Source organism: Glutamicibacter sp. 2E12, from assembly GCF_050030965.1.
GTDB lineage: Bacteria > Actinomycetota > Actinomycetes > Actinomycetales > Micrococcaceae > Glutamicibacter.
The window spans coordinates 2,741,159-2,766,723 of the sequence record NZ_CP188297.1 but is presented as its reverse complement, the minus strand read 5'-3'; the positions used below and the strand labels follow the sequence as shown (position 1 = coordinate 2,766,723).

Sequence of the window (25,565 nt, the reverse complement as noted above, 5' to 3'; positions counted from 1 at the left end):
TCCTACCCACTTCGCACATTTTACGACTATCGTGAAATGCATGAGCGAACTGCCACAGAACACTGTTTCCATCCAGCACGTCCCCGGTGAGCTTGATGAACGGGCGCTATCCGACGTGCGCCAGCTAGCCCTCGATGCGCAGAAAGCCGATGGCAACCCGCCGTTGAGCGACCAGACCCTGGTGGCATTGGCAGCCGATGAGCCTAGCCAGAATCTGCTTGCCCTGCTGGCTGAAGCCGGCGAAGGCGCGGAGTCGACGTTGGCCGGCGTTGCCATCGCGGTTCGGGAATCCCCGGATCAGCCTTGGGTCCTGGAACTGGTAGTCCACCCCGAGCATCGCCGCGCTGGCATTGGCCGGGCCCTGCTGGGCAAGCTCGGTGAGCTGCTGGATCTCTCGAAGATCCAGGCGTGGGCGCACGGCGACCACGATGCAGCCAAGAAGCTGGCCGCAGGTGTGGGCCTGGACCGCGTACGCGAGCTGTTCCGGATGCGCCGCGAAGGCACCGATTACCTTGAAGAGCCTGCGATTGATCGCCGGATTACGGTCCGCACCTTCCGTGTTGGCGAGGACGAGCCGCAATGGCTGGAAGCTAACGCCAAGTCCTTCGTGCATCATCCCGAGCAAGGTTCGCTGACCCTCAATGACCTCGAAGCGCGCATGTCCGAGGACTGGTTCGACCCATCCGGCTTCTTCTTGGCCTTTGACGCGGAGGAGAATCTGCTCGCCTACCACTGGACCAAAATCCATCCTGCTACCGCAGACGCGGTCCGCCCCACCGGCGAGGTTTACGTTGTCGGCGTCGTTCCCGAAGCGCAAGGACTAGGCCTGGGCCGGTCCTTGACCACCACCGGCATCAACTACCTGCTGGAACTGGGCGTCGATGCGGTGATCTTGTACGTGGATGCCGATAATGAAGCTGCAGTTAAGCTCTACCGCTCGCTGGGCTTCACACTTTGGGATGCGGACATTATGTACGGTCCGCAGAAGATAGACTAGGGGTACCGGCAGTCCCTGATTTATCGCGACTGCCGCCAGCGGTGTCTTTAGCGTCCACTTGCAGGAAAGAAGTGAGTTCAGCCGATGAATAGCTACCCCAAGGAAACTGGTACTCAACTACGTGATGTTCCTTCCTCGAAGGTCAATGAAGATCGTATAGAGCCAGCAGATTCGCTACCGGATCTGCATCCTGATGGCGGATTCAAAAATGAGCGTTTCCTTGACCGTGAGCTCAGCTGGCTGCATTTCAACGCCCGCGTTCTGGAGCTGGCCGAAGACACCGATCTGCCCTTGCTTGAACGGGTGAACTTCCTGTCCATCTTCGCCTCGAACCTTGATGAGTTCTTCATGGTTCGCGTTGCCGGGCTGAAGCGCCGCATCCACGCTGGACTGGCGGTGCCGGCGGCTAACGGAATGAACCCGGTAGACCAGTTGGAGTTGCTGCTATCCTCGGCCCACGCGCTGCAGACCCGCCATGCCAAAGTCTTCGCCGACTCGGTATACCCCGATTTGGCCGAGCAGGGTATCCGCATCACCACCTGGGAAGACCTCTCGGCATCCGAGCGTGACCTGCTTTCCAAGTGGTTCGTTTCCCAGGTATTCCCGGTACTCACTCCGCTGGCGGTTGACCCTGCTCACCCATTCCCGTACATCTCCGGGCTGTCGCTGAATCTGGCTGTGGTGGTCCGCAACCCGCTGACCGGCAAGGAACTATTTGCCCGCTTGAAGGTGCCAGACACCATCGCCCGCCTGATCAGCATCGACGGCACCCGCGCGGCGCACTCTTCGTTGCGTACGGCCCGGTTCATCCCGCTCGAAGCACTTATTGCGGTGCACTTGGAGCTGTTGTTCCCGGGGATGGAAATCGTCGAGCACCACTTCTTCCGTGTCACCCGCAACGAGGACCTGGAAGTTGAAGAGGACGATGCAGAGAACCTGCTGCAGGCGCTGGAGAAGGAATTGCTGCGCCGCCGCTTCGGTCCTCCCGTTCGCCTGGAAGTCGCCAATGACATCAACCCTGAAATCATGGAGCTGCTCACCCGCGAGCTCGGTGTTGAAGAGGACGAGGTTTTCAAGCTTCCCACCCCATTGGACCTGCGCGGTTTGGGCGTTATCGCGTCGCTGGACCGTTCAGAGCTTCACTACACCAAGCATGTTGGCCATACCTCGAACTACCTGAACGAGTCAGAAACTGCCAAAGCCGCCAATGTGTTCGCGGCCGTTCGGCGCCGCGACATCCTGCTTCACCATCCCTATGATTCCTTCTCCACCAGCGTGCAGGCCTTCCTGGAACAGGCCGCAGCTGATCCGAAGGTCATGGCCATCAAGCAGACCCTGTACCGCACCAGCGGCGACTCGCCCATCGTCGATGCGCTGATTGATGCGGCCGAAGCTGGCAAGCAGGTTCTGGCCCTGGTAGAAATCAAGGCCCGCTTCGACGAGCAGGCCAACATCTCTTGGGCGCGCAAGCTGGAACAGGCGGGCGTGCACGTGGTCTACGGCATCGTGGGCCTGAAAACCCACTCCAAGCTCTCCTTGGTGGTTCGCCGCGAAGGCGACAAGCTGCGCCGCTATTGCCACATCGGCACCGGCAACTACCACCCGCGCACCGCGCGGTATTACGAAGACTTCGGCCTGCTCACCTGCGACGACGAAGTTGGCGAGGATATCTCCAAGCTGTTCAACCAGCTTTCGGGCTACGCCCCGCGCTCGACCTACAACCGCCTGCTGGTTGCTCCGCGCTCGGTACGCACCGGCTTGCTGGCGCATATCGAGAAGGAGATAGTCAACGCCGCGGCCGGCAAGCCGGCAAAGGTCGTCATCAAGGTCAATTCCATCGTGGATGAAGCCATCATCGATGCGCTGTACCGGGCCAGCCAGGCAAGGGTCAAGGTGGAAGTCATCGTTCGCGGCATCTGCGCCCTGCGCCCGGGAGTGCCGGGACTGAGCGAGAACATCGAAGTACGTTCCATCTTGGGCCGGTTCCTTGAGCACAGCCGCGTGTTCATGTTTGAAAACGGCGGAGATCCACTGGTGTACATCGGCTCCGCCGACATGATGCACCGCAACCTGGATCGTCGCGTGGAAGCCCTGGTCTCGCTGCGCAACCAGGAGGACATTGATCGCATGATCACCCTGCTGGCCCGCTACATGGACGACAAAACCGCTTCGTGGCACCTGAACTCCGATGGCGACTGGATTCGCCATTACCAGGACGAGGATGGCAAGGCGCTCTCGGACGTCCAATTCTGGTTAGTTGAAGAACATGCCCGCCGACGAAACAGTGGACGTAATAGCTAGTGACCGAACCAGAGCTGCGCGATACCCGCACCAGGGCTCGTGACATCATCCGTTCTGCAGATGCCGAGGAAATCCGCCTTGGCGAATACGACATCGTGGCCGCCGGGGCAATCCCCTGGCGCGTGAAGGACGGCAAACTCCAAGTTCTCCTGATCCACCGCCCAAAGTACGATGACTGGTCCTGGCCCAAGGGCAAACTGGATCAGGGTGAATCCATCGCCGAGTGTGCGCTGCGCGAGGTCCGCGAGGAAATCGGGTTGCGCATCACCTTGGGCATCCCGCTTTCAGCCACCGCCTACTCCGTGGGCCAGAAAACCAAGGTTGTCTACTATTGGGCAGCCAAGACCGATGCGCAGACGGTAATTGAGCCTGATGGCGCGGAATGCGACGAGGCTCTTTGGACCAGTCCCAAGAAGGCTGCCAAAATGCTGTCCATTGCCACGGACAACCAGCCGCTGTCCGATCTGGTCCTGGCCTATGAAGCCGGCGTGCTCGATACGCACCCGGTGCTCATTGTCCGCCATGCCAAGGCCAAGCCTCGTGGCAACTGGACTCGTGCCGAAGGAGACCGCCCGCTGGCGGCGACGGGGCGACGCCAGGCGCAGGCAGTTTCCCGGATGCTCGAAGCATGGAAGCCGATGCACGTGGCCTCTTCCCCGTGGATGCGGTGCGTCCAGACGATCACTCCCTATGCCGCCTTGCACGCCTTGAAGCTCAAGAGCATTAAAGCCCTGACCGAACATGCGGCGACACGCAATCCGGAGCGGGCACGCAAGGCCGTGCAAAAACTCTTCGACAAGTACCGTTCCCAGGTGATTTGCACCCATCGCCCGGTGCTGCCCTTCGTGTTGGAGGTTCTTGCCCAGAACTCCACTGACGAACTGGCCATGGCCCTGCCGGACCAGGATCCCTATTTGGAACCGGGGTCCCTGATCGTTGCGCAGCAGGTCCAATCCGGCAGCCCGCGAATTGTCTCCTTTGAGATTCATACGCCGTACCACGATTAGCCTGATGCGGCTGAAGCCCGGCATTGCATGCCGGGCTTCAGTGTTCTCTCAGGGCGTGGCACCAGCCGTTGCATCTGCCTCCGATTAGGGATAAGACTATGAATAGGAGACACGTCACAGCCAAGAATGAGGTAATGCCATGACTGCCCAGCAACCGAACCAGCCAGTCGAGAAGATTGTGCACCATGGACTGCGTTTGGATCACGATGCCAGCCGCGGCCGCTATTCGCTGTGGCACGGTTCCACTTTTGTCGGTTTCCTCGGCTACTACGAAGAAGATGGCATCGCCACCATCCAGCACACCATAGTCAATGAGGAATTCGGCCGTCGCGGATACGCTCGCGCGCTGGTGACCTTGGTTCTGGACAAGTTCCGCGACAAGGGGCTGAAGATCATTCCGGAGTGCAGCTACGTCCAGGACTACCTGCGCCGCTACCCGGAGTATAACGACATGGTGGCTGCGAGCTAGGCACGAGTTCGAGCAGCATCATCAATGCGCTTAGTTCCAGGAGCTTTCCGTTTGATCTAAACTGGGACGTGTGAATATGCCAGCGCCGACCACCAGCACGACAGGTAAGATGACGACTCCAATCGCAACCCCTTATGAAGATCTGCTTCGAGACGTGCTGGAGAACGGCGCCTCCAAGGAAGACCGCACCGGAACTGGAACGCTGTCGGTATTCGGCCGCCAGATCCGCTTCGATCTGAAGGATTCTTTCCCGCTGGTCACCACCAAACGCGTGCACTTCAAATCCGTGGCAGCAGAACTCTTGTGGTTCCTGCGCGGCGAATCCAATGTGAAGTGGCTGCAGGACCAGGGCGTGCGCATCTGGAATGAATGGGCTGACGAAGCCGGCGAACTCGGACCGGTCTATGGTGTCCAGTGGCGCAGCTGGCCAACTCCCGATGGCGGCCACATTGACCAGATCTCCCAGCTGGTCGACTCGCTGCGGAACAATCCGGACTCCCGCCGCCACATCGTCTCGGCGTGGAATGTCGCAGAGATCCAGAATATGGCGTTGCCTCCATGCCACGTGTTCTTCCAGTTCTACGTGGCCGAGGGCAAGCTCTCCTGCCAGCTCTACCAGCGCAGTGCAGACATGTTCCTGGGCGTGCCGTTCAACATCGCTTCCTACGCCCTGCTCACGCGCATGCTTGCCCACCAGCTCGATCTGGAGCCAGGCGAGTTCATCTGGACTGGTGGCGACGTGCATATCTACACCAACCACTTGGAACAGGTCAAGGAGCAGCTCTCCCGCGATCCTTACCCATACCCGACGCTCAGTTTCAATTCCAAGCCCGAGTCGATCTTCGACTACACGCTGGAAGATTTCAGCATCAACGACTACCAGCACCACCCGACGATCAAGGGAGCCGTAGCCGTATGACTCCCAAGCCTCGCCACGCACACGACGTTGAACCGCTGATTGGCGCCATTTGGGCCCAAGCCGAGAACGGCATTATTGGCGCTGACGGCGCCATGCCATGGCACGTTCCCGAGGACCTGGCCCATTTCAAGCGCACGACCGCTGGCCATCCAGTGATCATGGGTCGTGCCACATGGAATTCCTTCCCGGCAAAGTTCCGCCCTTTGCCAGGACGCACCAACATCGTGCTGACCACGCAGGCTGATGCCCACGCGCAGCTGCGCAAGGATGGCGCACTCCCCGTCTCCAGCTTGGAAGAAGCCATCGCGTTGGCACAGCGCAGCGCCGGCGGCGAAGAAGTATGGATCATTGGCGGCGGAAAGGTCTATGCCCAGGCACTGGCGCTGCTGGATGTCGCGGTGATTACCAAGCTCGATGCCTCCCCTGCTGGAGATACCTCCGCACCGAAGCTCACCGCTGGCTTCGCTCTGGGCGCATCCGATCCGTCCCTAGATTCGGAAGCTGCCCACTGGCACACTTCCTCCACCGGTACCCGCTACCGCTTTGAAACCTGGCTTCGCCAAAAGGATTAGAACGACCATGAAAAAATACATCGGAGAGCTCAAGCAGCACCCCGAAGCACTCTTCATTCTCGGATACATGCTCTTCCCGCTGCTGGCCTTGGTGGTGGCCGTACTCGGCTTCTTCATGGTTCTCGGCGGCCACAAGGTATTCGGCCTGATCATGCTGCTGGTCCCGACGCAGATCTTTATCTTCTCCGCCATGTGGGCGATCAAGAACCGCAAGCTGCTGCTTGAGGAAAAGTAAATCTTTCGCTGCACCGAATCACGCCTGAACCCTGCTGGGGCTTGGATGTGATTCTGCTTTAACTGGTGTAACGAACCGGGCTCTGCCGGATAAACGCCCCTACCATGGAGACATGACTTCATCTGTTGGTTTTGTAGGTTACCGAGGCATGGTTGGTTCCGTGCTGATGCAGCGCATGCTCGACGAGGGCGATTTCGCCCAGATTGACCCGGTATTTTTCTCGACTTCCAATGCCGGCGGCAACGCCCCGGCATTCGCTGACGGTGCTGGGCCGCTGCAGGACGCGTTCGATATTGAAACGCTGTCCAAGTTGCCGATTATCGTCACTGCCCAGGGCGGGGACTACACGACCAAGGTCCACACCGAGCTTCGCAAGTCCGGCTGGGACGGCCTGTGGATCGATGCGGCGTCCTCGCTGCGCATGAATGATGATTCGGTCATCGTCCTGGACCCGGTCAACCGAGCCGTGATCGATGAATCCCTGGCCTCTGGCGTCAAGGACTACATCGGCGGCAACTGCACCGTCTCGTGCATGCTCATGGGCTTGGGCGGGCTGTTCAAGAACAACTTGGTCGAGTGGGGCACCGCGATGACCTACCAGGCCGCTTCCGGTGGCGGCGCACGCCATATGCGCGAACTGCTCACCCAGTTCGGCGACATCAATGCGTCGGTGGGCAGCGAGTTGGCTGATCCAGCCAGCGCCATCCTGGAAATCGACCGCAAGGTCCTGGAAACCCAGCGCGGAAACCTGGATGCCGCGCAATTCGGCGTTCCACTGGGCGGTTCGCTGATCCCATGGATCGACGCAGATTTGGGCAACGGCCAGTCCCGCGAAGAGTGGAAGGCAGGTGTCGAGACCAACAAGATCCTGCAGACCCCCGGCGACAAGCAGATCATCATGGACGGCCTGTGCGTCCGCATTGGTGCCATGCGCTCGCACTCGCAGGCACTGACGCTGAAGCTGAAGGAAGACCTGCCGGTCTCCGAAATCGAGTCGCTGCTCTCAGCTGACAACCAGTGGGCCAAGGTCGTTCCCAACGAAAAGGAAGCCACCATGGACCAGCTGACTCCGGTCGCGGCTTCCGGTACCTTGGATATCCCGGTCGGCCGTATCCGCAAGCTGGAAATGGGTCCGGAGTACATCTCGGCCTTCACCGTTGGAGACCAGCTTCTGTGGGGCGCTGCCGAGCCGCTGCGCCGCATGCTCGCTATCGCCCAGGGTCGTCTCTAGCACCTCATAGGCAAAGCCATGGCCAAGCCCAGAACAGAAATTTCTGTTCTGGGCTTGGCCATTTCCCTTGCGGATGAGCTCTAGTGGGCCCATTCATCCCGGAGTACCGAATAGATCAGTTGGTCATGCCACGCACCGGCGCGCCACTGCGCTTGGCGGATGACCCCCTCGCGGGTGAACCCCAGCTTCTCCAGGCACTTCTGCTCAGCCGCATTTTCTGCGGCTGTCGTAGCCTGGATCCGATGACGGGGGTAGTGGGTGAACAAGTAGTCGACGAGCATCTTCTGCGCCTGCGTGCCATGGCCCTGGCCGCGGTACTGGGCAAAGATGCCGATGGCGACTTCCCAGCAGGCCGAGGTGTTGGCCCGGCCCCACGACGAAACGGTGAACCAATCGACTTTGCCGATTACCTGCTCCCCCAAGCAGACCGCCAGCGCGCCGTCGGCGTTGCCGATCAACTGGTCCTGGCCGACACGGGCGCGCAGCTTGTTCGTATCCCAGAAGCCGAACCACTGGGCTTCACCGGCGCCCTGCACGGATTGGAAGTTCGCTTCCAGCAGGTCGATATCCTCCAGCGCGAGCTTTCGCAATGACAAGTGCACCCTTGTTTTCCTCCCGTGTTCCGGCGATGGCTGGCATGCTGCTCGCTTAGAGAGCTACGCCGATCAGCAGCGGCTCATTGACCAGTTCAATGCCAAAACGCTGCTGCACGCCGGCACGAACTGCCCGGGCAATGGCCACAATGTCCTGGGCGGTGGCTTCCCCGCGGTTGGTGATGGCCAGTGTGTGCTTGGTGGACAGGGAAGCTCGGCCGCCAGCGAGCGCGAACCCCTCGGTCCCCTCCAAGCCGTAGCCCTTGCCGAAACCGGCCTGGTCGATGAGCCACGCGGCGGACAGCTTGAGGAAGCCAGCTTGTTCCGCCGGGTAGCTCGGAGCGTTCTCGGGAAGCTTGCCCATGACGCTGGATTCAACGATGGGGTTGGTGAAGAAGGAACCGGTGGAGTGCGAGTCGGCGTCCCTGGCATCGAAGACCATGCCCTTGGAACGACGCAAGTCCAGAACGGTCTGGCGCACTTCGAGCGCGTCGGCGCGTTCGCCAGCTTCAACTCCGAGCCGGCGGGCCAGCTCTGCATAGCGGATAGGAGCCGATTCATTTTCACGGGTCAGCAGGAAGGCCACTTCCAGGACCACGTAGCGTGGGGATCCGTTGGTGCTCGTGCGCTTGATGACCGAATCGCGGTAGGCGAAACCAAGCTCGGAGTTATCCAGCTTGAGTACCTGGTTGCTCTGGCGGTCGTAGGCACGCACCCACGCCAGGGTCTGGGAAATGTCTGCCCCGTAGGCCCCGACGTTCTGCACCGGAGTGGCACCGGTGCACCCGGGGATGCCCGAGAGAGCTTCCAGTCCGCTCAGGCCCTCAGCCAGGCTGAATTCAACGGTCGTGTCCCAGTTCTCGCCGGCGGCAGCGCGCAGCAGCACCTTGCCATTAGGCTGCTCGTCCAGGTGCAGTCCGCGGGTGGCGATCTGCACTGCGACGCCCGGGTACCCCTCGTCGGAGATCACCAGGTTGGAACCCCCGCCAATGAGCAGAACGTCGTGCCCTGCGGTGTCTGCTGCCGCAACGGCTTGAGCCAGTTCAGCTTCGCTGGTAGCGGTCACCAATTGCTGGGCTGGCCCACCAACGTGGGTCGTGGTCAGATTCTTCAGCATTGCTTCAGTTTACTTTCCGTATGGGAACGAATAGGTGCGGCCGGCCGGCGTTCTACGCTTTGCCTGCGCCGCCGGTACGGTTTCCGGCGGCATTAGAGGACAAGCAGAAGGCCACGACCACCAGGATGGAAATGGAACCCAAAGCAGGGAGCAGGCCGATGACTTCAGCCAGCAGTCCCAAAAGCGGCGGGCCACCGAGGAAGGCGCCGTAGCCGATGGTGGACACTACCGAGACGCGGGTCGCGGCATGAACAGGATCATCCGATGCCGCGCTCATGGCCAGCGGGAAGGTCAGGGCCACGCCCATGCCCCAGATTGCCAAGGCCACGAAGGCCAGCGGCAGGTTGTTGCCAAAGGCGAAGAGCAGTACCCCGACCAAGGCGCTGATGGCGCTGGCCCGGATCATGACGACACGGCCCAGGCGCAAGATCAGATCGCCGGACAGCAGCCGGGTCAGGGTCATGGCGGTAACGAAGACGCCGTAGCCGATAGCTCCCACGCCTTCCTTCGTGTGGTATCCATCCACCAGTGCCATGGCCACCCAGTCGCCGGCTGCGCCTTCAGCCAGGGCCATGCCCAGAACCAGAACGCCCAAGAGGACGGTCTGCGGTTCGGTCCATGCCTTCTTCAGCGAGGTCCCGCTGCTGGTGCGCGGGGTCCGGCTGTAGTCTTCTCCGTAGAATCGGGCACTGTAGAGCACGGTGAAGACGATAACCAGGCCCATGAAGCCGTAGTGGTACTGCAACGGGATCTGCAGTCGGGCACCTAGCGCACCAGCGCCGGCACCGATCACGGTGCCGATGGAGAAGAAACCGTGCAGGGCGGGCATGATGCTCTTGCCCAAGGCGCGTTCCATGGCCGCGCCTTGGACATTGGAGGCGACATTCCATGATGCGGTCCCCAGGCCCTGGGCGAAGAGGAAGATGCCGCAGATCAGGGCGCTGCCAAAGATTCCTGCGCCCACGCCTACAAGAATGAGTGAACAGCCGGCTATTGTCGCGGCGATGCGCATGACGCGGGTGGCCCCAAGGCGCAGAACCAGTTGTCCTGAGACCGAGACGGACAGGAAGGATCCTGCACTCATGCACAGCAGCAGCAGTCCAACGCTGGCGTGGTCCAGCTGCAGGGCATCACGCACTGCGGGCAAGCGCGAAACCAGGGCCGAGATCAGCAGGCCGCTGGCCAGGTAGGCGGCCATCAGCGCGTTGCGCCACTGGGTTACAGGCCTCTGCGCTTCACCGGGAAGTTGCATGCCTAGAGCTGCACCACGGCTTGGCACTTGAGCAGTACCTTGCTGTCATGGGCCGAGACTGCCAAATCGATGCGGGCGGTGCGGGCTTCGGAGTCCAAGGCGCCGACCTTGCCCTCCACCGAAATGGTGGTACCTTCGTGATTCGCCGGGTTGGTTCCTTCGGGATCTTCGACGACTACCGGCTTGGTGAAGCGGGTCTGGTAGTCGATGATGGCTCCCGGGTTGCCGACCCACTGGGAGACCAGGTCGATGACCGATCCCATGGTGAACATGCCGTGGGCGATCACCGATGGCAGTTCCACTTCCTTGGCGAAGCGCTCATTCCAGTGAATCGGGTTGAAGTCGCCCGAGGCACCCGCATAGCGGACGAGGTCCGCGCGGTTGACCTGCACCGTGTGCGAGCCAATGACCTGGCCCTTTTCGAGGCTTTCGAATTCAATCATGCTTAGTCCTCAGCTCGTACCAGTAGCGATGAAACGGTGGTTGCGATCTTCTCGCCAGCCACGGTGGTTATTTCCGCGCGGGTGGTGATCATGGCACCGGCACCCATTTCACGGACCTGGTCCACGTAGAGCTCGGCAAGCAGTTCATCGCCGGCAACGATCGGACGGTGATGGGTGAAGCGCTGGTCGGCGTGCACCACGCGGGAGAAGTCGATGCCGCTGGCAGGGTCGGCAATCAGCTGCGCGTCAGCGCGCTGGGCGATGATGATCGCGAAGGTCGGAGGGGCAACGACATCGCTATAGCCCAGCTCGCGAGCGGCCTGCACATCGTAGTGCGCCTGGTTGGCGGCCTTGGTGGCCTTGGCGAATTCGCGGATCTTTTCGCGGCCTACCTGGTAGGACTCGCCGGCAGGGTAGATGCGCCCTACCAGGTCGGGGTTGATGCCCATGGATTCTCCTGAACGTTGTTGGAAGTGGCCAGGCGAGGCTGCCGCCGGATACGGGACCCGGGCGCAGCCAAGCGGTCACACGGTGGAATTCTTGCGGAGCCCTAGTCCTGCCCGTCCGCCGGGCGCTTCTTGGCTCGAGGGGCCGCCAGGCCATTGGCAATTCGCCACTGGCGCGCATCCCTGGCGCGGACAACCAGGCCGGCGATGTGGCAGAGCATGCCGATGACCATGATGCCGATTGCTGTGTAGACCGTTGGCAGCGATGGAATGTTGGCGCCGATGATGGCCAAGATGATGCCTGCGCCCATGATGCCCATGGCAGCGAAGACGAGCTTCTTATAGCGTGATGAGGCCGATTCCCAAGGAGTGTTGGTCATGGTTCAAGTCTAGTTCAGCTCCGGCTGTGTCCGCTCATTGAGGCCGGGGCATTTCCCCGTGACTCCCCCGACAACGCTGGGCCTGCATCAGAACAGGGCGGATTGCTCTTCCCTGAAATCTCCGAAGTTCTCCACGATGGCGACCTCGCGGGTCTTCAACTCGGCGGCATCCAGCAGGCGCACGGTGGTGCCTTCGCCGCTGTCTGCGAGGATGCTTTGCCCCAGCACGCCGCGGATGCGCAGATTCACGGTGTTCCCGCCCAGTGCCGTATTCCAGGCATGCAGCGCATGGGTATCCCAGGCGTCAACGACCGGGCGGGCGAAGGCCGGTTGTTCCCACAGCTCGTCGCGCAGCTGCACGCCGTAGGTTTCCAAGCCCCGCTGGGCGCCAAGGAAAGCCCGGGCCCGGCTTGCCGCTTCGGAGTTGATCAGGTCCAGCTGGGCGTAGTCCAGTTCCCAGCTGGCCAGCCCCTTGATCTTGGACTTCTGCCGGACTTGCTGGCTCAGGCCCACGTGTTCAGTGACCAGGTCTTCGAGCACTCGAATAGCGGCGCCATCAGCGGCGCGGGCAACATAGCGGGCAATGACCGCTCCCTGCTGCGCCAAGCGAGTCCATTTGCTCTGGGTCGAGGTGGTACCGACCTTGGTCGCCCCATGGGCGAAGCTTGCGACATACAAGAAGTGCGGCTGCTCCAGGTACTTGCGCATGCCCTCCGGGGCTTCGCCGGTCTTGTGGAAATGATGCATGAACTTTGAATGATCCAGCCGGCGGCAGCGTTCGCACTGGGTTCCGGTACGCAGCGCTTTGTTCTTCTGGCAAGGCAAGGTGTTGCGAGAGCCATCGCTGTTCATCGTGATGTAGCCCAGGCAGAATTTCAGTTCGCCGATGCGCAAGCTTAGGGAACGGTTGGCTTCCAGGTATTCGGTGCTCCATTTTTCCGCTTGCCTAAGCCGGAGCATGGGGGCGCGTTCATGCTCTGAGAAGCTGATGCCGTGGCAGAGCTGCCGGTGGTCGCTGGCGAATTCCATCGATGCCTTCCTCGAAGTTACCTCTTCAACGATAGTTCACCGGACATGGCTAGCTCCTGCAAGGCAGGTTGGCCGGCGCCTGCAGCCCGAAAGTTTGCTGGACGAATTCCCGATTCGTTCTGGCCTAATTCCTAGGAGAAGCCCTTAGGCTGGAACTGCACCGGAACCGTACCGCGGGCCGGGCCATAATCTGCTGAGGTGATCCAGGATTTCTGTCCCATTTGATGACAAGACTCGTGCAGTGGCCATCGCAGCTGCCGAGACCGCCCCTTCGCCGGCCGAGCTGCAGCGATTGACGCAGGCTTTCCGCCATGATTTCCAGCGTTTCATGATGGAGTACCAGTTTGCGGTGGACGAGGTGCTGACCAAGGTCTCGATCTTGCGTGAAGAGTTCTTGTATTTGCACAATTACAATCCAATTGAGCACGTCACTTCTCGGGTGAAAACTCCGGAGAGCATCATGCGCAAGGTCTCCCGCCGGAACATCTCCCCGTCCCTGCCTGCCATTCGCGAGAACATCAGCGACATTGCCGGCGTGCGCATTACCTGCAGTTTCGTCAAGGACATCTACAAGGTTCTGAACACGCTAACCTCGCAGAATGACCTGAAGGTCCTCCAAATCAAGGACTACATCAAGAACCCGAAGCCCAACGGCTATAAAAGTGTCCATGCGATCGTGCAGATCCCGGTCTACTTATCCGATGGCCCGGTCGATGTCGTGGTGGAGCTGCAGATCCGTACCATTGCCCAGGATTTCTGGGCAAGCCTGGAACATAAGATCTTCTACAAGTACGAGGGCGAAGTTCCAGAACATCTAGTGCAAGAGCTTGCCGACGCGGCGGCCATGGCGACGAAACTCGACATGCAGATGCAGCGCTTGCATACCGAAGTCCACGGCCATGATGCCAATCAGGCACCGAGCCAAGAGGCGGATTTCGATACGACAGCGATCCAGGGGCTGCTGTCGCTGGCTCAGCAAGCCAAGGACGGGAACCAGGAGAAGGACTTGGATCACTAGCCGTTCATGCCCTCGAAGGACAATGCTGCTTCGGGGCCGGAAACCAAAAAAGATCCTCGGCCGAGGCCGAGGATCTTTGATTTGGTAGCGGCGCCGGGACTCGATCCCGGGACCTCACGATTATGAGTCGTGCGCTCTAACCAGCTGAGCTACGCCGCCACAAGTGAGAAGCAATCCAGTAGAAGCCAAGAATGCTTCTCACTCAGAGCCCCCTGCCGGAATCGATCCGGCGACCTCGTTCTTACCAAGAACGCGCTCTACCACTGAGCTAAGGGGGCAACGAGTAAATACTCTACACGGATTTCCCGGCAAAGAAAAATCGGCGGATCACCCCGGAAAAGACCCGGAGAATTCTGTAAAACCACTAGTCAATGACTATTTATCCTCTTACTCGCTACCCCGGGGACGAAGGGTGGGACAAAAAGTGCCCTGGTGACGATGCTCACGAGAGTGCTCCTCGCGGTCAATCGCGGATTTGCCATGACGCGCAGGATAGAATCCCGCGGATCATCCCCGGTGGCCAAGCATCGAATTACCCCGCTTGGAACTTCGGAACGCTGACACCTTTTCCCACTCCAGAACCCCTGACCGAGCGGCACTTGGGCAACACCCGATCCACCTAGGCGCCCAGGCACGGCTCCGGTGCCCGGCAGCTGGATCCCGGGCCGTGAACCGGGGTGCTGGAAACCGCCAGGAAGGCAACAGCTCCTTGCCGCCCATTCCGGTCTTGAGTAGGAATATTGTGACCTCAGCAACAAATTCCCGACGGATTTTGCAAACCTCAAAAACCTGTGTAAAGTATTTACCTGTTGCCCCCTTAGCTCAGTGGTAGAGCGCGTTCTTGGTAAGAACGAGGTCGCCGGATCGATTCCGGCAGGGGGCTCGAAATAAGAGAGGCAATCTGGTTCCAGATTGCCTCTCTTTTCGTTTATCCCGCAGATGCCGTGTAGCCACTGCGAGCATGGCCCAAGGCGCACCCCAAGCTGCAGCACCGGCTATCGGCCGCGTCTTGCGCCCCGGATTCCAGGTGCCCCCGGCAAGAGTCTCCGGCCAATGAAAAGCATCCTGGCCCGCCACAGCCGGCCCTTCCCACTTCCTTGATGTCAGGCCCTGACCACTGGGTTTGCGTTTTCTCCTCGCAAGCGTGCTAAGTTGTTCGCGACCACACGGGTGCCCTGGCAAGGGCTGAGATCGGGCTATCGCCGTCCGCGACCGTTGAACCTGTCCGGGTAATGCCGGCGAAGGAAGTGAGTTTCCCCAGTGGAACAAATTGAACAGCACCCTGCCCACACCCTTGCCTACCGTGAATCTGCGGGAATTTCTGTTCCCGTCACGCAGATCCAATTGGCAGACTCCCCCAATGGACAGCCCAACGAGCCGCTGGCGGTATATCGCACCAGCGGACCGGGAAGCGAGCCCACCCAAGGCCTGCAACCCTTCCGCGAGCGGTGGATCCTGGAACGCGGGGACGTGGAAACCTATGCAGGCCGCGAACGCAACCTGCACGACGACGGACGCTCAGCGGTCCGCCGCGGCACGGCCAGCGCGGAATGGGCCGGACGCTCAGCCCCGCCACTGCGGGCCGTTGGCGGAGCCCGCGTGACGCAGATGCACTATGCGCGTGCCGGGATCATCACCCCGGAAATGTGCTATGTGGCCCTGCGCGAGGAATGCGATGTCGAGCTGGTGCGCAGCGAGCTCGCGGCCGGGCGAGCCATCATCCCGGCGAACATCAACCACCCGGAATCCGAGCCGATGATCATCGGCAAGGCGTTCCTGGTCAAGATCAATGCGAATATCGGCAACTCGGCGGTGACCAGCTCCATCGCAGAAGAAGTCTCCAAGCTCCAGTGGGCGGCCAAATGGGGCGCGGACACGGTAATGGACCTGTCCACCGGAGATGACATCCACACCACCCGCGAGTGGATCATCCGCAACTCCCCGGTCCCCATCGGCACCGTGCCGATCTACCAGGCGTTGGAGAAGGTCAACGGCGAAGCCAACGAACTGACCTGGGAGATCTTCCGCGACACCGTCATTGAGCAGTGCGAGCAGGGCGTGGACTACATGACCATCCACGCCGGGGTGCTGCTGCGCTACATCCCGCTGACTGCCAACCGGGTCACCGGCATGGTCTCGCGTGGCGGGTCCATCATGGCCGGCTGGTGCTTGGCGCACCACCAGGAGAATTTCCTCTACACCCACTTCGATCAGTTGTGCGAGATCTTCGCGCAGTACGACGTGGCCTTCTCGCTGGGCGACGGGCTGCGCCCGGGCTCCATCGCAGATGCGAACGACGCCGCCCAGTTCGCCGAGCTGGACACCCTGGCCGAGCTGACCAAGCGCGCCTGGAAGTACGATGTGCAGGTGATGGTCGAAGGCCCGGGGCATATCCCGTTCCATCTGGTGCGCGAAAATGTGGAACGCCAGCAGCAGCTGTGCGACGGGGCGCCGTTCTATACCCTGGGCCCGCTGGTCACCGACATCGCCCCGGGCTACGACCACATCACCAGCGCCATTGGCGCCACGGAGATCGCACGGTACGGGACCGCGATGCTCTGCTACGTCACTCCCAAGGAGCATCTGGGACTGCCCAACCGGGATGATGTGAAGACCGGGGTGATCACCTACAAGATCGCTGCGCACGCCGCCGATCTGGCCAAGGGCCACCCGGGCGCCACAGCGCGGGATGATGCGCTGAGCAAGGCGCGCTTCGAATTCCGCTGGAATGACCAGTTCGCGTTGTCCCTTGACCCGGTCACCGCACAGGAATTCCATGATGAGACCTTGCCGGCCGAGCCGGCCAAGACCGCCCACTTCTGCTCCATGTGCGGGCCGAAGTTCTGCTCCATGCGCATCTCCCAGGATATCCGCGACGAGTACGGCTCGGCCGAGGCGCAAGCCGCCCTGGCCGGGATGGCGCAGAAAAGCAGGCAGTTCCTGGAAAGCGGCGGCACGGTCTATCTCGGGGACGGGATCCCGGTGGGAACTCCTGCTCCGTAAATAGCCTGCGGCGCACGAAAAACGCCCTTGGGGCAAGCTTTCGGCTTGCCCCAAGGGCGTTATTCAATGCTGTTCAGCTGCGTGCGACAGGCTTAGTAGTCGCGACGTCCACCGCTGCGGCCCGAGTCGCTGAAGCGATCCTTGCCGCCGCGTCCGCCGCCGCCGAAGCCGCCACGTCCGCCGCCGCGTCCGCCACCGAAACCGCCACGGCCGCCACTGCGTCCGCCGCCGAAGCCACCACCACGGCCGCCACGGAAGCCACCGCGGTCGCCTTCGTCGTCACGGCGCGGGCTGCGGCCATTGTCGAGCTCGAGCTCGATGGCTTCGCCGCCGATGCGGGTCTTGGACAGTGCACGCCACTGGTCCTTGCTCAGCTCTGCCGGCAACTCGACCAGGGTGTGGTCCGAACGGATCTCGATGCCGCCGATTTCCGAAGAATCGAAGCCGCCCTCGTTGGCCAGTGCGCCAACGATCGAGCCCGGCTGCACGCGGTTGCGTCGGCCTACGGCCAGACGGTACATGGCGTTGCCTTCGGCAGCGGTCTTGCGGGCACGTGGACCGCGATCGCCACGGTCACCGCGTTCGCTACGCTCGCCGCGCTCTGGGCGATCCATGCGTGCCTTCTTCGAAGGGGACATGACTGGTTCGGTCATCAGCAGCGGGCGGCCGCCCTGGGCCATCAGAGCCAGTGCAGCTGCAATTTCCAGCTGGTCCAGGTCTTCGTGCTCGGAAGCGAACTTCTCCACGATTTCGCGGAAGGTGGTCAGGTCCTGACCGCTGATGGTCTTGTCGATGCGATCGGTGAACTTCTGGATACGACGGTCGTTGACCGAATCCAGCGAAGGCAGCTGCATCTGGGTCACCGGCTGGCGGGTAGCCTTCTCGATGGCACGCAGCAAGTACTTCTCGCGCGGGGTCATGAACAGGATCGCGTCGCCCGAGCGGCCGGCACGGCCGGTACGGCCAATGCGGTGCACGTAGGACTCGGTGTCATGCGGGATGTCGAAGTTGATAACGTGCGAAATACGCTCAACGTCCAAGCCACGAGCTGCCACGTCGGTAGCAACCAGGATGTCGATCTTGCCCGAGCGCAGGTTCTCAACGGTGCGCTCACGCTGCTGCTGAGGGATGTCGCCGTTGATGGCAGCCGCGGTGAAGCCGCGGGCCTTCAGCTTGTCGGCCAGGTCCTCGGTAGCCATCTTGGTGCGGACGAAGGTGATAACGCCTTCGAACGACTCGGATTCCAGGATGCGGGTCATGGCGTCCAGCTTGTGGGCGCCCATGACCTGCAGGTAGCGCTGGGTGATGTTGGTGCCGGTGGACTGCTTGGACTTCACGGCAACTTCCTGCGGGTTGCGCAGGTATTCCGAAGCGATGCGGCGGATGGTGCGTGGCATGGTTGCCGAGAACAGGGCAACCTGCTTGTCCTCCGGGGTAGCTTCCAAGATCTTGTCGACCTCTTCGGCGAAGCCCATGCGCAGCATTTCGTCGGCCTCATCAAGGACAACGTACTGCAGGTTCGACAGGTCCAAGGAACCCTTGTTGATGTGGTCGATAACGCGACCTGGGGTACCAACGACTACCTGGGCGCCACGGCGCAAGCCGTTGAGCTGCGGGCCGTATGGCGAGCCGCCGTACACTGGCAGAACGGTGAAGTTCGGCAGGTACTTGGCGTAGGAAGTGAAGGCTTCGGCGACCTGGAGGGCCAGCTCGCGGGTTGGAGCCAGAACCAGGATCTGCGGGGTCTTGGCTGGACCATTGGTGTCAGCCAGCTCTGCCATGCGGGACAGGGCAGGAAGCGCGAAAGCAGCGGTCTTGCCGGTACCGGTCTGGGCCAGGCCGACAACGTCGCGGCCTTCGAGAAGCAGTGGAATGGTCGCTGCCTGGATTGGCGATGGCTTTTCGTAGCCAAGGTCGGCAAGCGATGCAAGCACGCGGGCATCCAGGCCAAGTTCGGAGAAGAGCACGGTTGGCTCTTCCGGGGTCTGGTTGTCGTCGGTGTTTACGGGCATGTCAGAAGACACGAAGAATTACCTCATTCGTTAGGGGATAGGCCTTGGCCGTCCCCAAAGAAACGACGTATAGGCTGCACAGTCAGATACAAGTCACGCTCATCAAGCGCTCCCCTATGACATAAAGACCCGCACACACTTTGCGGAAAATACAACACGAGAAGGCTCCGGCCTCAAAAATTGGGCTGGATGCGAGAGGGATACCCTGATGTTCGCGAACACTTAATGCTAGCTTGAACAGGCCACTATTGTCAGTGTCGAGAGCGTGTGAGATCGGGCACCGCACCAAAGCACGTAGGGTTGAGAACGTGAAGAAACCACTTTTTCCGCGACGTCCAGATGAGCCCACCCCAGGCGGATTGTTCATCGCCCAAATGCTATGGCTCCTAGCCGGAGTGCTTTTTCTCGGCTTCGGAGGCTTCCTGGCTTACGAGCATATCCAGGATTCCGCGCTGGATTTCGGAGCCATTGCGCTGATGATCTTTTTCGCCGCTGCCGGCCTTGCCTGCTGTGTGCTGGGTTACCGCTTATTCACCGGGGACCGGGCCGCGCGCGCCCAACTGTCCTGGTTGGGCCTGATTACCGCGCTGCCGCTGTTGCTGCGATTCGGCCGCTATTCGCTGCTGGCGGCCATCATCATGTTCAGCGTGGCCTTGATGTGGATGCCAGCGAGCAACAGGTATTTCAAGATCGTGGATCCCAAACCGGCCAAGCGCCGCCGGTAGCCGATCCGGAACTTCGTTCAAAGCACCAAGGACCTGGGTTCCGTTGCCCTTTGCGGGCAGCGGAACCCAGGTCCTTTGCGCTTGGTTCTTACAGGTTGGCGAAGGCCTTATCCAGGTCTTCAATCAAATCTGCCGGGTCTTCGATGCCAACGGACAGGCGCAACAGGTTCACCGGAACCGCCAGCTCGGTACCCTTCACCGAAGCGTGGGTCATCTCCGACGGGTAGTTCATCAGCGATTCGATGCCGCCCAGGGATTCTGCCAAGGTGAATAGCTTGGTGCTCTCGGCAATCTTGCGGGCCGCTGATTCTCCGCCGGTGAACTGGACGGACACCATGCCGCCGAAGCCGGACATCTGCTTCTTGGCAATCTCGTGGCCCGGGTGGTCTTCGAAGCCCGGGTAGAGCACGCGCTCGACTTCGCTGCGCTCACGCAGCCACCCGGCAACCTGTGCGGCGTTCTCCGAGTGGGCGCGCATGCGAACGCCCAGGGTCTTCAGGCCGCGGGTGGTCAAGAAGGCGTCCATCGGGCCCGAGACGGCACCCACAGCGAACTGGATGAAGCCGATCTTTTCTGCCAGCTGCGCATCCTTGACGATCACCGCACCGCCCACCACATCGGAGTGGCCGCCAATGTACTTGGTGGTCGAGTGGACCACGATGTCAGCACCCAGGGTCAGCGGCTGCTGCAGGAATGGGCTGGCGAAGGTGTTGTCCACGACCAGCAATGCTCCGGCGGCGTGGGCAATCTGCGCGACCTTGGCGATGTCGGTGATGGTCATCATCGGGTTCGAAGGGGTCTCAACCCACACCAGCTTGGCCTTGTTCTTTTCGATAGCGGCAGCCAGCGCTGCTTCATCAGCCATGTTCACCGGGGTGTTGCCGATGCCCCAGTCGCCCAGCACGCGGTCAATCAGGCGGAAGGTTCCACCGTAGGCGTCGTTGCCCAGCACAATGTGATCGCCCGGACGCAGGATCGCACGGATCAGCGAATCCTCGGCGGCCAGGCCGGAGCTGAAGGAGAAGGCGTGGGTGCCGAATTCTGCGCCGGCCAGCTGCGCCTGCAGCGCGTCGCGGGTCGGGTTGGTGCCGCGGCCGTACTCGTATCCGTTGCGCAGGCCGCCAATGCCGTCCTGCGCGTAGGTCGAGGAGAAGTGCAGCGGCGGAACTACCGCGCCGGTGACCGGTTCGAATTCCTGGCCCGCATGGACAAAGCGGGTGTTTGCTCCCTGGTGGTTTTCAGTCATCGATATCAATCCTTTGAGGTGTTGTCTCTAGCGGGTGGAGTAGGCCAAGAGATCGGCTGCGGTAGCCGCGGCGATCACTTCGCCGCCCTTGGTCAGCAGTACGGCCGGGTGGCTCTTGAGCAGTTCCTGTGCATGTTCCGGGGTGTCTGCGGTGCCGATGAATGGCTTGGCCAAGTCGCCCAGGTCTGCCAGCGTACTGGTTGGTTCTGCGCCAGCCAGCAGTGCGTCGGTGATGTCCCCCGCGCCAATGACACCGCGGATCTCGCCGATACGCGCTGGCAGCGGCGAGGTCGACACGACCAATGCGTCATCGCCCTGCTCGCGCAGTGCCTTGGCCGCTTCGGCCAGGGTGGTATCCAAAGCCACCGTGGTGGTGCCCTGCTTGGCAAGTGCCGCGCCGATGAAGTCCAAGGCGGAGTATTCATCGGTGGTGAAGCCCTGGTCCAGCATCCACTGGTCGTTGAAGATCTTGGCCAGGTAGCCGCGGCCGCCATCCGGGGCGATCACGACAACTATGTCGTCTTCGCCCAGGTCCTTGGCTGCACGCAGCGCGGCGACCACTGCCATGCCCGAAGAACCGCCCAGCAGCAGGCCTTCTTCCTTGGCCAACCGGCGGGTCATTTCAAAAGCCTCAGCGTCGGTGACTGGTTCCACGGCATCCGGCACGGATGGGTCGTAGTTCCCTGGCCACATATCTTCACCGACGCCCTCGACGAAGTATGGGCGTCCGGTGCCACCGGAGTAGACCGAGCCATCCGGGTCAGCGGCAATGATCTTGACCGGGCCCGAGGCGCGGCCGGCGGAAACCTGCTTGAGGTAGCGTCCGGTGCCGGTGATGGTGCCGCCGGTTCCTGCGCTGATGACCGCATGGGTCAGCTTGCCGTCGGTGTCGTTCCAGAGTTCCGGTCCGGTGGTTTCGAAGTGGCTGTCGGGTGCTGCCGGGTTGGAGAACTGGTCGGGCTTGTAGGCGCCGTCGATCTCGGTAACCAGGCGGTCCGATACGCCGTAGTAGGACTGAGGGGAATCCGGGGCCACCGCGGTTGGGGTGACTACTACCTTGGCACCGTAGGCGCGCAGTACGTCGCGCTTTTCCTCGCCGACCTTATCCGGGGTGACGAAGATGGTGTTGTAGCCCTTGAGCTGGCCCACCATGGCCAAGCCGACACCGGTGTTGCCGCTGGTTGGTTCCACGATGGTTCCGCCGGGCTTGAGCTGGCCGGATTCTTCGGCGCGCTCGACCATCTTCAATGCGATGCGGTCCTTGATGGAACCACCCGGATTCAAGTATTCAAGCTTCACCAATACAGTGGCTTTGATCCCCTCGGTGACTCGATTGAGCTTCACCAAAGGGGTATTGCCGATCAGATCTAGGACTGTGGACGCATACTTCATGTCAAGAACTTTACCGGCGGTTGTCATACATGTCGTTCCGGCACGTAGCGAAACGTCACGCAGTGGACGGGCACTTTTCATCAGTGCTAGGCAAGCCTGCCGCCAGCTACTGCAGGCACGAGGCTATAGGATGCGATTCATGGAGAAGCCGTTGAGCGCCGATTACGATCCGCACCGCCCCGTGTCCTTGCTCAAGACTTTGGCAATCCTGCGCCGGGGACTGGGAGATCCGACCATCCGCCTGTCCCGGAGCGAAGCATGGCTGGCCTTTGGAACACCGTTCGGAGATGCCACGCTGCAAATCAGCAAGCCCGCACCCACCGCCCCGGCAACGTTTCGAGCATGGGGTCCCGGAGCCCACTGGGCCATCGGCTCAGCTCCGAACCTTCTAGGGGCGCTCGATGACTGGAGCGATTTCGACGCGAGGATCAAAGAAGGGCAGTTCCCCGAAATTATCGCGCGCACCCGCTCGTTGCATCCGGACTTCGTTCTGCCCAGCACCGGCAGGATCTTTGAGCACGCCGCCGGGGCGATCTTGGAACAGCGGGTGACCGGTATTGAAGCGAATTATGCCTGGCGCTGGCTGATCCGCCACCTGGGACAGCGGGCTCCGGGTCCGGCTCCCGAGGGCCTGATGATTTTCCCCGGACCGCAAAAGGTAGCCTCGATGAGGCGCTGGGACTGGCAAAAGGCGCGCGTTGAAGGACAGCGGGCTAACACCATGGCACGCCTGCTGCAGGTTGCCGGCAGTTTGCAGTGGTGGGCAGAGAAGCCAATGGACCATGCACGGCCCACCGCCAAGGCTCCGGGCACCTTGGAAGCCGCCTTGGGTTCGGTGCCGGGCATTGGTCCCTGGACAATTGCCGAAACCCTGCAGCGCTCCCACGGATCCAGTGACCATATTTCGGTGGGAGATTTCCATCTGGCTGATTTCGTGGGCCAGGTGCTTACCGGTTCCCGAATCAGCGATGGGCAGATGCTGGAGCTATTGGCGCCATACGCCCCGCACCGTCAACGCGTAGTGCGCTTGCTGGTGCTTTCGGGGCAGAAAAAACAAAGCTTCGGGCCCCGTTACGCACCGCTGGATCACCGGCGGAGGTAAAGGAGCCCGAAGCCTCTAATGGTTCTTAGGAATCAGCCTGCGCGGCTTCCTCGGCGATCTGCTTGTGCACTTCGCTCATGTCAATGCCCTTGACCGCGGTGACGAGATCTTCGAGCTGGGTCTGGTTCAACGCACCAGCCTGCGAGAACACGAGGACCTGTTCGCGGAACGCCATGATGGTAGGAATCGAGGTCACGTTAGCTGCACGGGCCAGGCCCTGCTCAGCTTCGGTATCCACCTTGGCAAAAACGACGTCGCTGAACTTGTCCGAGGTCTGGTCGTAAACCGGTGCAAACTGCTTGCACGGCCCGCACCAGTCGGCCCAGAAGTCCACGAGGACGATGTCGTTGTCTTCAATCAACTTCGCGAAGTCGTCTTCGCTCACATTTTTCGTTGCCATGGTTATACGGTAGCCGATCCTTATTTGAAATACGTAGAAAGGTGATCTTGTTCGGAACCGGGAATAGGAAAGATCCGGGTTGCCATGCATTCCTTCCGCATGCAAAAAACTCCCGGATCCTGGGATCCGGGAGTTATTTTGTGGCAGATACTGGATTCGAACCAGTGAAGGCGTTGCCAGCTGATTTACAGTCAGCCCCCTTTGGCCACTCGGGTAATCTGCCGAGTACGTTCGCTTCAAGAACATTTGCTCTTGTCGGAACGAGAAATAACTCTACAGGAGTTTTTCGATGTTGTGAAATCGAGAGGGGCATTTTTGCTGTAAGCCTGATCACACCCCAAATCCAGGGGGTAAAACCGGTAGGCTATGAAGCGAATCAGACCCGTTTCAACTAGGAGTATTCACATGGCTAGTGATTCCACATTCGACGTCGTAAGCAAGGTTGATAGCCAGGAAGTCGCCAACGCGATGAACCAGGCCCAGAAGGAAATTGCCCAGCGCTACGACTTCAAGGGCGTCGGCGCTGAAGTTGATTTCAGCGGCGAGAAAATCCTGATGAAGGCCAACTCGGAAGAGCGCGTCAACGCAGTACTGGATGTTTTCCAGTCCAAGCTGGTCAAGCGCGGCATTTCCCTGAAGTCATTGGATGCCGGCGAGCCATTTGCATCCGGCAAGGAATACCGCATCGAGGCAAGCATCAAGGAGGGCATTGCCCAGGATGTCGCCAAGAAGATCAACAAGCTGATTCGCGATGAGGCGCCTAAGGGCATCAAGTCAACCATTCAGGGTGACGAGCTGCGCGTCTCTTCCAAGTCCCGCGATGACCTGCAGGCCACCATGGCTCTGCTGCGCGACTTCGAAGAAGCGGATCTGCAGTTCGTGAACTTCCGCTAGGACTGACCCAGCGTTAGAAATCACGTGATACACAGCGAGGGCTGTTTCCCATTCACCATGGGAAACAGCCCTCGCTGCCATTCTGCGCACCACTGGAGCATGGACCCGGAAAGGATCAGCGCTGATCCTCGTCGCGCTTCTGCTTCTTCAGCCTCTTTGCTTCTTCGCGGGCCTTCTTCGCGTAGTACTGTTCACGAGTCCTTTCCCTGGCCCGCCGCTTGATATCAGCAACATCATCAGCGAAGTGGTCCTGGGTCATGGCTTTGAATTCATTGAACTTCGCGGCCATCTCTTCCGGCGAAGGTCCCGGCACCCATGGTTTGATCCAGAGGATCTCAGCGGCGTTGCATGCGGCAACGAGCACTGTCACAAAACTGCTGTCACGCAATGAGCTGGTAACTGCATAGGCCGCAGCAAAGCTGACCACGATGGACACCACGAATGGAAGGACGACGTACAGCACTCCCCCGGGGTTGGGACGGCATTCTTTCAGGACAATCGGTCGAGCGATGATGGCGCCGAGGATTTTCGAGAGGAGATACGAGATCGCCAGCGCGATAGCGAATGTGCCGAAAGCAGTGTCGAGGGCAATCCATGATGAGCAAATCCAGGCCACAAGCAGGCAAGCCAATCCTTTGACCGTTCCGGTGGCCAGTTGACCGGCTATGGCATCCCCAAGCCTGGGCAGAAGTGCCGCGTCGTCGTCTCGCATCCTTGCTCCTTGCTCCTTGCTCCTTGCTCCTTCATCAGACGGCAGGGAGTCTTCTCCCCGGTGCCGCTAC

At 60.9% G+C, this 25,565-nt stretch carries 25 protein-coding genes, 4 tRNA genes and 1 riboswitch; of the genes, 14 read left to right on the top strand and 15 right to left on the bottom strand.

Going from position 1 to position 25,565, the window contains the following annotated elements; all coding sequences use genetic code 11:
- Window positions 1–40: 40 nt before the first annotated feature.
- The 8 genes from mshD to asd all read left to right on the top strand — a co-directional run bounded on the left by mshD (window position 41) and on the right by asd (window position 7,731).
- The gene (mshD, locus tag ACP3TE_RS12945) at window positions 41–997 is read left to right on the top strand and encodes a mycothiol synthase (RefSeq protein WP_133833613.1); all 957 of its coding nucleotides are present in this window, start codon (window positions 41–43) and stop codon (window positions 995–997) included.
- Between the two features lie 84 nt (window positions 998–1,081).
- Entirely contained in the window at window positions 1,082–3,298 is a 2,217-nt protein-coding gene (locus ACP3TE_RS12940; RefSeq protein ID WP_105656878.1) for an RNA degradosome polyphosphate kinase, read from the top strand.
- The gene (locus ACP3TE_RS12935) at window positions 3,298–4,305 is read left to right on the top strand and encodes an NUDIX hydrolase (protein ID WP_105656879.1); all 1,008 of its coding nucleotides are present in this window, start codon (window positions 3,298–3,300) and stop codon (window positions 4,303–4,305) included. Before ACP3TE_RS12940 ends, ACP3TE_RS12935 begins: the two co-directional genes overlap by 1 nt.
- Before the next feature lie 139 nt (window positions 4,306–4,444).
- On the top strand, window positions 4,445–4,774 hold the full coding sequence (locus ACP3TE_RS12930) for a GNAT family N-acetyltransferase (protein ID WP_105656880.1): 330 nt from the start codon (window positions 4,445–4,447) through the stop codon (window positions 4,772–4,774).
- A gap of 109 nt (window positions 4,775–4,883) precedes the next feature.
- Entirely contained in the window at window positions 4,884–5,693 is an 810-nt protein-coding gene (locus tag ACP3TE_RS12925) for a thymidylate synthase (RefSeq protein WP_105657074.1), read from the top strand.
- Window positions 5,690–6,265, top strand: a complete 576-nt coding sequence (locus tag ACP3TE_RS12920) for a dihydrofolate reductase (RefSeq protein WP_332728392.1) — start codon at window positions 5,690–5,692, stop codon at window positions 6,263–6,265. The genes ACP3TE_RS12925 and ACP3TE_RS12920 overlap by 4 nt, the downstream gene beginning before the upstream one ends.
- Window positions 6,266–6,272: 7 nt before the next feature.
- Entirely contained in the window at window positions 6,273–6,500 is a 228-nt protein-coding gene (locus tag ACP3TE_RS12915; RefSeq protein ID WP_105656882.1) for an NF038396 family protein, read from the top strand.
- Between the two features lie 112 nt (window positions 6,501–6,612).
- Window positions 6,613–7,731, top strand: a complete 1,119-nt coding sequence (gene asd / locus ACP3TE_RS12910) for an aspartate-semialdehyde dehydrogenase (RefSeq protein WP_332487072.1) — start codon at window positions 6,613–6,615, stop codon at window positions 7,729–7,731.
- 80 nt (window positions 7,732–7,811) lie between these two features.
- Here asd and ACP3TE_RS12905 read toward each other — a convergent pair whose 3' ends face one another.
- From ACP3TE_RS12905 to ACP3TE_RS12875, 7 genes are all read right to left on the bottom strand, one after another.
- Complete coding sequence (locus ACP3TE_RS12905) at window positions 7,812–8,327, bottom strand: GNAT family N-acetyltransferase (RefSeq protein WP_286172136.1); 516 nt, start codon at window positions 8,325–8,327, stop codon at window positions 7,812–7,814.
- 52 nt (window positions 8,328–8,379) lie between these two features.
- Window positions 8,380–9,441, bottom strand: coding sequence for a UDP-N-acetylmuramate dehydrogenase (locus ACP3TE_RS12900; protein ID WP_426733825.1), 1,062 nt, complete (start codon window positions 9,439–9,441; stop codon window positions 8,380–8,382).
- Between the two features lie 52 nt (window positions 9,442–9,493).
- The gene (locus ACP3TE_RS12895; RefSeq protein WP_105656886.1) at window positions 9,494–10,693 is read right to left on the bottom strand and encodes an MFS transporter; all 1,200 of its coding nucleotides are present in this window, start codon (window positions 10,691–10,693) and stop codon (window positions 9,494–9,496) included.
- 2 nt (window positions 10,694–10,695) lie between these two features.
- Window positions 10,696–11,136: a MaoC family dehydratase gene (locus ACP3TE_RS12890; protein WP_133833607.1), complete on the bottom strand. Its 441-nt coding sequence runs from the start codon at window positions 11,134–11,136 to the stop codon at window positions 10,696–10,698.
- A gap of 2 nt (window positions 11,137–11,138) precedes the next feature.
- Window positions 11,139–11,585 (bottom strand): MaoC family dehydratase N-terminal domain-containing protein, encoded by a 447-nt coding sequence (locus tag ACP3TE_RS12885; protein ID WP_105656888.1) that lies wholly within the window; start codon window positions 11,583–11,585, stop codon window positions 11,139–11,141.
- A gap of 101 nt (window positions 11,586–11,686) precedes the next feature.
- On the bottom strand, window positions 11,687–11,962 hold the full coding sequence (locus ACP3TE_RS12880) for a hypothetical protein (RefSeq protein ID WP_332487064.1): 276 nt from the start codon (window positions 11,960–11,962) through the stop codon (window positions 11,687–11,689).
- Window positions 11,963–12,049: 87 nt separating this feature from the next.
- Window positions 12,050–12,991, bottom strand: coding sequence for a DUF2797 domain-containing protein (locus ACP3TE_RS12875; protein ID WP_426733821.1), 942 nt, complete (start codon window positions 12,989–12,991; stop codon window positions 12,050–12,052).
- Between the two features lie 241 nt (window positions 12,992–13,232).
- Between ACP3TE_RS12875 and ACP3TE_RS12870 the strand changes: the two genes are divergently transcribed.
- On the top strand, window positions 13,233–14,009 hold the full coding sequence (locus ACP3TE_RS12870) for a GTP pyrophosphokinase (protein ID WP_286134123.1): 777 nt from the start codon (window positions 13,233–13,235) through the stop codon (window positions 14,007–14,009).
- 82 nt (window positions 14,010–14,091) lie between these two features.
- Here the strand turns inward: ACP3TE_RS12870 and ACP3TE_RS12865 are convergent.
- Together ACP3TE_RS12865 and ACP3TE_RS12860 are read right to left on the bottom strand one after the other, a co-directional pair.
- Window positions 14,092–14,168 (bottom strand) — tRNA-Met (locus ACP3TE_RS12865).
- A 47-nt stretch (window positions 14,169–14,215) separates the two neighbouring features.
- Window positions 14,216–14,287: transfer RNA gene (locus ACP3TE_RS12860), tRNA-Thr, on the bottom strand.
- 533 nt (window positions 14,288–14,820) lie between these two features.
- On the opposite strand from ACP3TE_RS12860, the gene ACP3TE_RS12855 reads away from it, so the two are divergent.
- Together ACP3TE_RS12855 and thiC are read left to right on the top strand one after the other, a co-directional pair.
- A tRNA-Thr gene (locus ACP3TE_RS12855) sits at window positions 14,821–14,892 on the top strand.
- A 273-nt stretch (window positions 14,893–15,165) separates the two neighbouring features.
- A riboswitch (TPP riboswitch) is annotated at window positions 15,166–15,273 on the top strand.
- The gene (gene thiC / locus ACP3TE_RS12850) at window positions 15,270–17,012 is read left to right on the top strand and encodes a phosphomethylpyrimidine synthase ThiC (protein ID WP_133833605.1); all 1,743 of its coding nucleotides are present in this window, start codon (window positions 15,270–15,272) and stop codon (window positions 17,010–17,012) included. Its footprint overlaps the riboswitch before it by 4 nt.
- Before the next feature lie 92 nt (window positions 17,013–17,104).
- On the opposite strand, the gene ACP3TE_RS12845 is transcribed toward thiC, so the two are convergent.
- Window positions 17,105–19,024, bottom strand: a complete 1,920-nt coding sequence (locus ACP3TE_RS12845; protein WP_105662540.1) for a DEAD/DEAH box helicase — start codon at window positions 19,022–19,024, stop codon at window positions 17,105–17,107.
- 308 nt (window positions 19,025–19,332) lie between these two features.
- Between ACP3TE_RS12845 and ACP3TE_RS12840 the strand changes: the two genes are divergently transcribed.
- Window positions 19,333–19,749, top strand: a complete 417-nt coding sequence (locus ACP3TE_RS12840; protein ID WP_133833604.1) for a hypothetical protein — start codon at window positions 19,333–19,335, stop codon at window positions 19,747–19,749.
- Between the two features lie 88 nt (window positions 19,750–19,837).
- Here ACP3TE_RS12840 and ACP3TE_RS12835 read toward each other — a convergent pair whose 3' ends face one another.
- Both ACP3TE_RS12835 and ACP3TE_RS12830 read right to left on the bottom strand, forming a co-directional pair.
- Window positions 19,838–20,995, bottom strand: a complete 1,158-nt coding sequence (locus ACP3TE_RS12835) for a cystathionine gamma-synthase (RefSeq protein WP_426733817.1) — start codon at window positions 20,993–20,995, stop codon at window positions 19,838–19,840.
- A 27-nt stretch (window positions 20,996–21,022) separates the two neighbouring features.
- Window positions 21,023–22,387: a pyridoxal-phosphate dependent enzyme gene (locus ACP3TE_RS12830; protein ID WP_426733815.1), complete on the bottom strand. Its 1,365-nt coding sequence runs from the start codon at window positions 22,385–22,387 to the stop codon at window positions 21,023–21,025.
- A gap of 139 nt (window positions 22,388–22,526) precedes the next feature.
- On the opposite strand from ACP3TE_RS12830, the gene ACP3TE_RS12825 reads away from it, so the two are divergent.
- A complete protein-coding gene (locus ACP3TE_RS12825; RefSeq protein WP_426733812.1) occupies window positions 22,527–23,489 on the top strand; it encodes a DNA-3-methyladenine glycosylase family protein in 963 nt (320 codons plus the stop codon).
- Between the two features lie 25 nt (window positions 23,490–23,514).
- Here the strand turns inward: ACP3TE_RS12825 and trxA are convergent, their stop codons facing one another.
- Both trxA and ACP3TE_RS12815 read right to left on the bottom strand, forming a co-directional pair.
- Entirely contained in the window at window positions 23,515–23,889 is a 375-nt protein-coding gene (trxA, locus tag ACP3TE_RS12820; RefSeq protein WP_105656896.1) for a thioredoxin, read from the bottom strand.
- A gap of 141 nt (window positions 23,890–24,030) precedes the next feature.
- Window positions 24,031–24,112, bottom strand: a tRNA-Tyr gene (locus tag ACP3TE_RS12815).
- 182 nt (window positions 24,113–24,294) lie between these two features.
- On the opposite strand from ACP3TE_RS12815, the gene ACP3TE_RS12810 reads away from it, so the two are divergent.
- Entirely contained in the window at window positions 24,295–24,783 is a 489-nt protein-coding gene (locus ACP3TE_RS12810) for a YajQ family cyclic di-GMP-binding protein (RefSeq protein ID WP_105656897.1), read from the top strand.
- 115 nt (window positions 24,784–24,898) lie between these two features.
- Here the strand turns inward: ACP3TE_RS12810 and ACP3TE_RS12805 are convergent, their stop codons facing one another.
- Window positions 24,899–25,495 carry a hypothetical protein gene (locus tag ACP3TE_RS12805; protein ID WP_426733810.1) on the bottom strand — a complete coding sequence of 199 codons (597 nt, stop codon included), beginning with the start codon at window positions 25,493–25,495 and terminating at the stop codon, window positions 24,899–24,901.
- Between the last annotated feature and the right edge of the window lie 70 nt (window positions 25,496–25,565).

Bases quoted from the DNA above. Each gene is read 5' to 3' on its own strand.
- mshD (WP_133833613.1), top strand. From the start codon at position 41: ATGAGCGAACTGCCACAGAACACTGTTTCCATCCAGCACGTCCCCGGT.
- ACP3TE_RS12940 (WP_105656878.1), top strand. From the start codon at position 1,082: ATGAATAGCTACCCCAAGGAAACTGGTACTCAACTACGTGATGTTCCT.
- ACP3TE_RS12930 (WP_105656880.1), top strand. From the start codon at position 4,445: ATGACTGCCCAGCAACCGAACCAGCCAGTCGAGAAGATTGTGCACCAT.
- ACP3TE_RS12925 (WP_105657074.1), top strand. From the start codon at position 4,884: ATGACGACTCCAATCGCAACCCCTTATGAAGATCTGCTTCGAGACGTG.
- ACP3TE_RS12920 (WP_332728392.1), top strand. From the start codon at position 5,690: ATGACTCCCAAGCCTCGCCACGCACACGACGTTGAACCGCTGATTGGC.
- ACP3TE_RS12915 (WP_105656882.1), top strand. From the start codon at position 6,273: ATGAAAAAATACATCGGAGAGCTCAAGCAGCACCCCGAAGCACTCTTC.
- asd (WP_332487072.1), top strand. From the start codon at position 6,613: ATGACTTCATCTGTTGGTTTTGTAGGTTACCGAGGCATGGTTGGTTCC.
- ACP3TE_RS12900 (WP_426733825.1), bottom strand. From the start codon at position 9,441: ATGCTGAAGAATCTGACCACGACCCACGTTGGTGGGCCAGCCCAGCAA.
- ACP3TE_RS12895 (WP_105656886.1), bottom strand. From the start codon at position 10,693: ATGCAACTTCCCGGTGAAGCGCAGAGGCCTGTAACCCAGTGGCGCAAC.
- ACP3TE_RS12890 (WP_133833607.1), bottom strand. From the start codon at position 11,136: ATGATTGAATTCGAAAGCCTCGAAAAGGGCCAGGTCATTGGCTCGCAC.
- ACP3TE_RS12885 (WP_105656888.1), bottom strand. From the start codon at position 11,585: ATGGGCATCAACCCCGACCTGGTAGGGCGCATCTACCCTGCCGGCGAG.
- ACP3TE_RS12880 (WP_332487064.1), bottom strand. From the start codon at position 11,962: ATGACCAACACTCCTTGGGAATCGGCCTCATCACGCTATAAGAAGCTC.
- ACP3TE_RS12875 (WP_426733821.1), bottom strand. From the start codon at position 12,991: ATGGAATTCGCCAGCGACCACCGGCAGCTCTGCCACGGCATCAGCTTC.
- ACP3TE_RS12845 (WP_105662540.1), bottom strand. From the start codon at position 19,024: ATGCCCGTAAACACCGACGACAACCAGACCCCGGAAGAGCCAACCGTG.
- ACP3TE_RS12835 (WP_426733817.1), bottom strand. From the start codon at position 20,995: ATGACTGAAAACCACCAGGGAGCAAACACCCGCTTTGTCCATGCGGGC.
- ACP3TE_RS12830 (WP_426733815.1), bottom strand. From the start codon at position 22,387: ATGAAGTATGCGTCCACAGTCCTAGATCTGATCGGCAATACCCCTTTG.
- ACP3TE_RS12825 (WP_426733812.1), top strand. From the start codon at position 22,527: ATGGAGAAGCCGTTGAGCGCCGATTACGATCCGCACCGCCCCGTGTCC.
- trxA (WP_105656896.1), bottom strand. From the start codon at position 23,889: ATGGCAACGAAAAATGTGAGCGAAGACGACTTCGCGAAGTTGATTGAA.
- ACP3TE_RS12810 (WP_105656897.1), top strand. From the start codon at position 24,295: ATGGCTAGTGATTCCACATTCGACGTCGTAAGCAAGGTTGATAGCCAG.
- ACP3TE_RS12805 (WP_426733810.1), bottom strand. From the start codon at position 25,495: ATGCGAGACGACGACGCGGCACTTCTGCCCAGGCTTGGGGATGCCATA.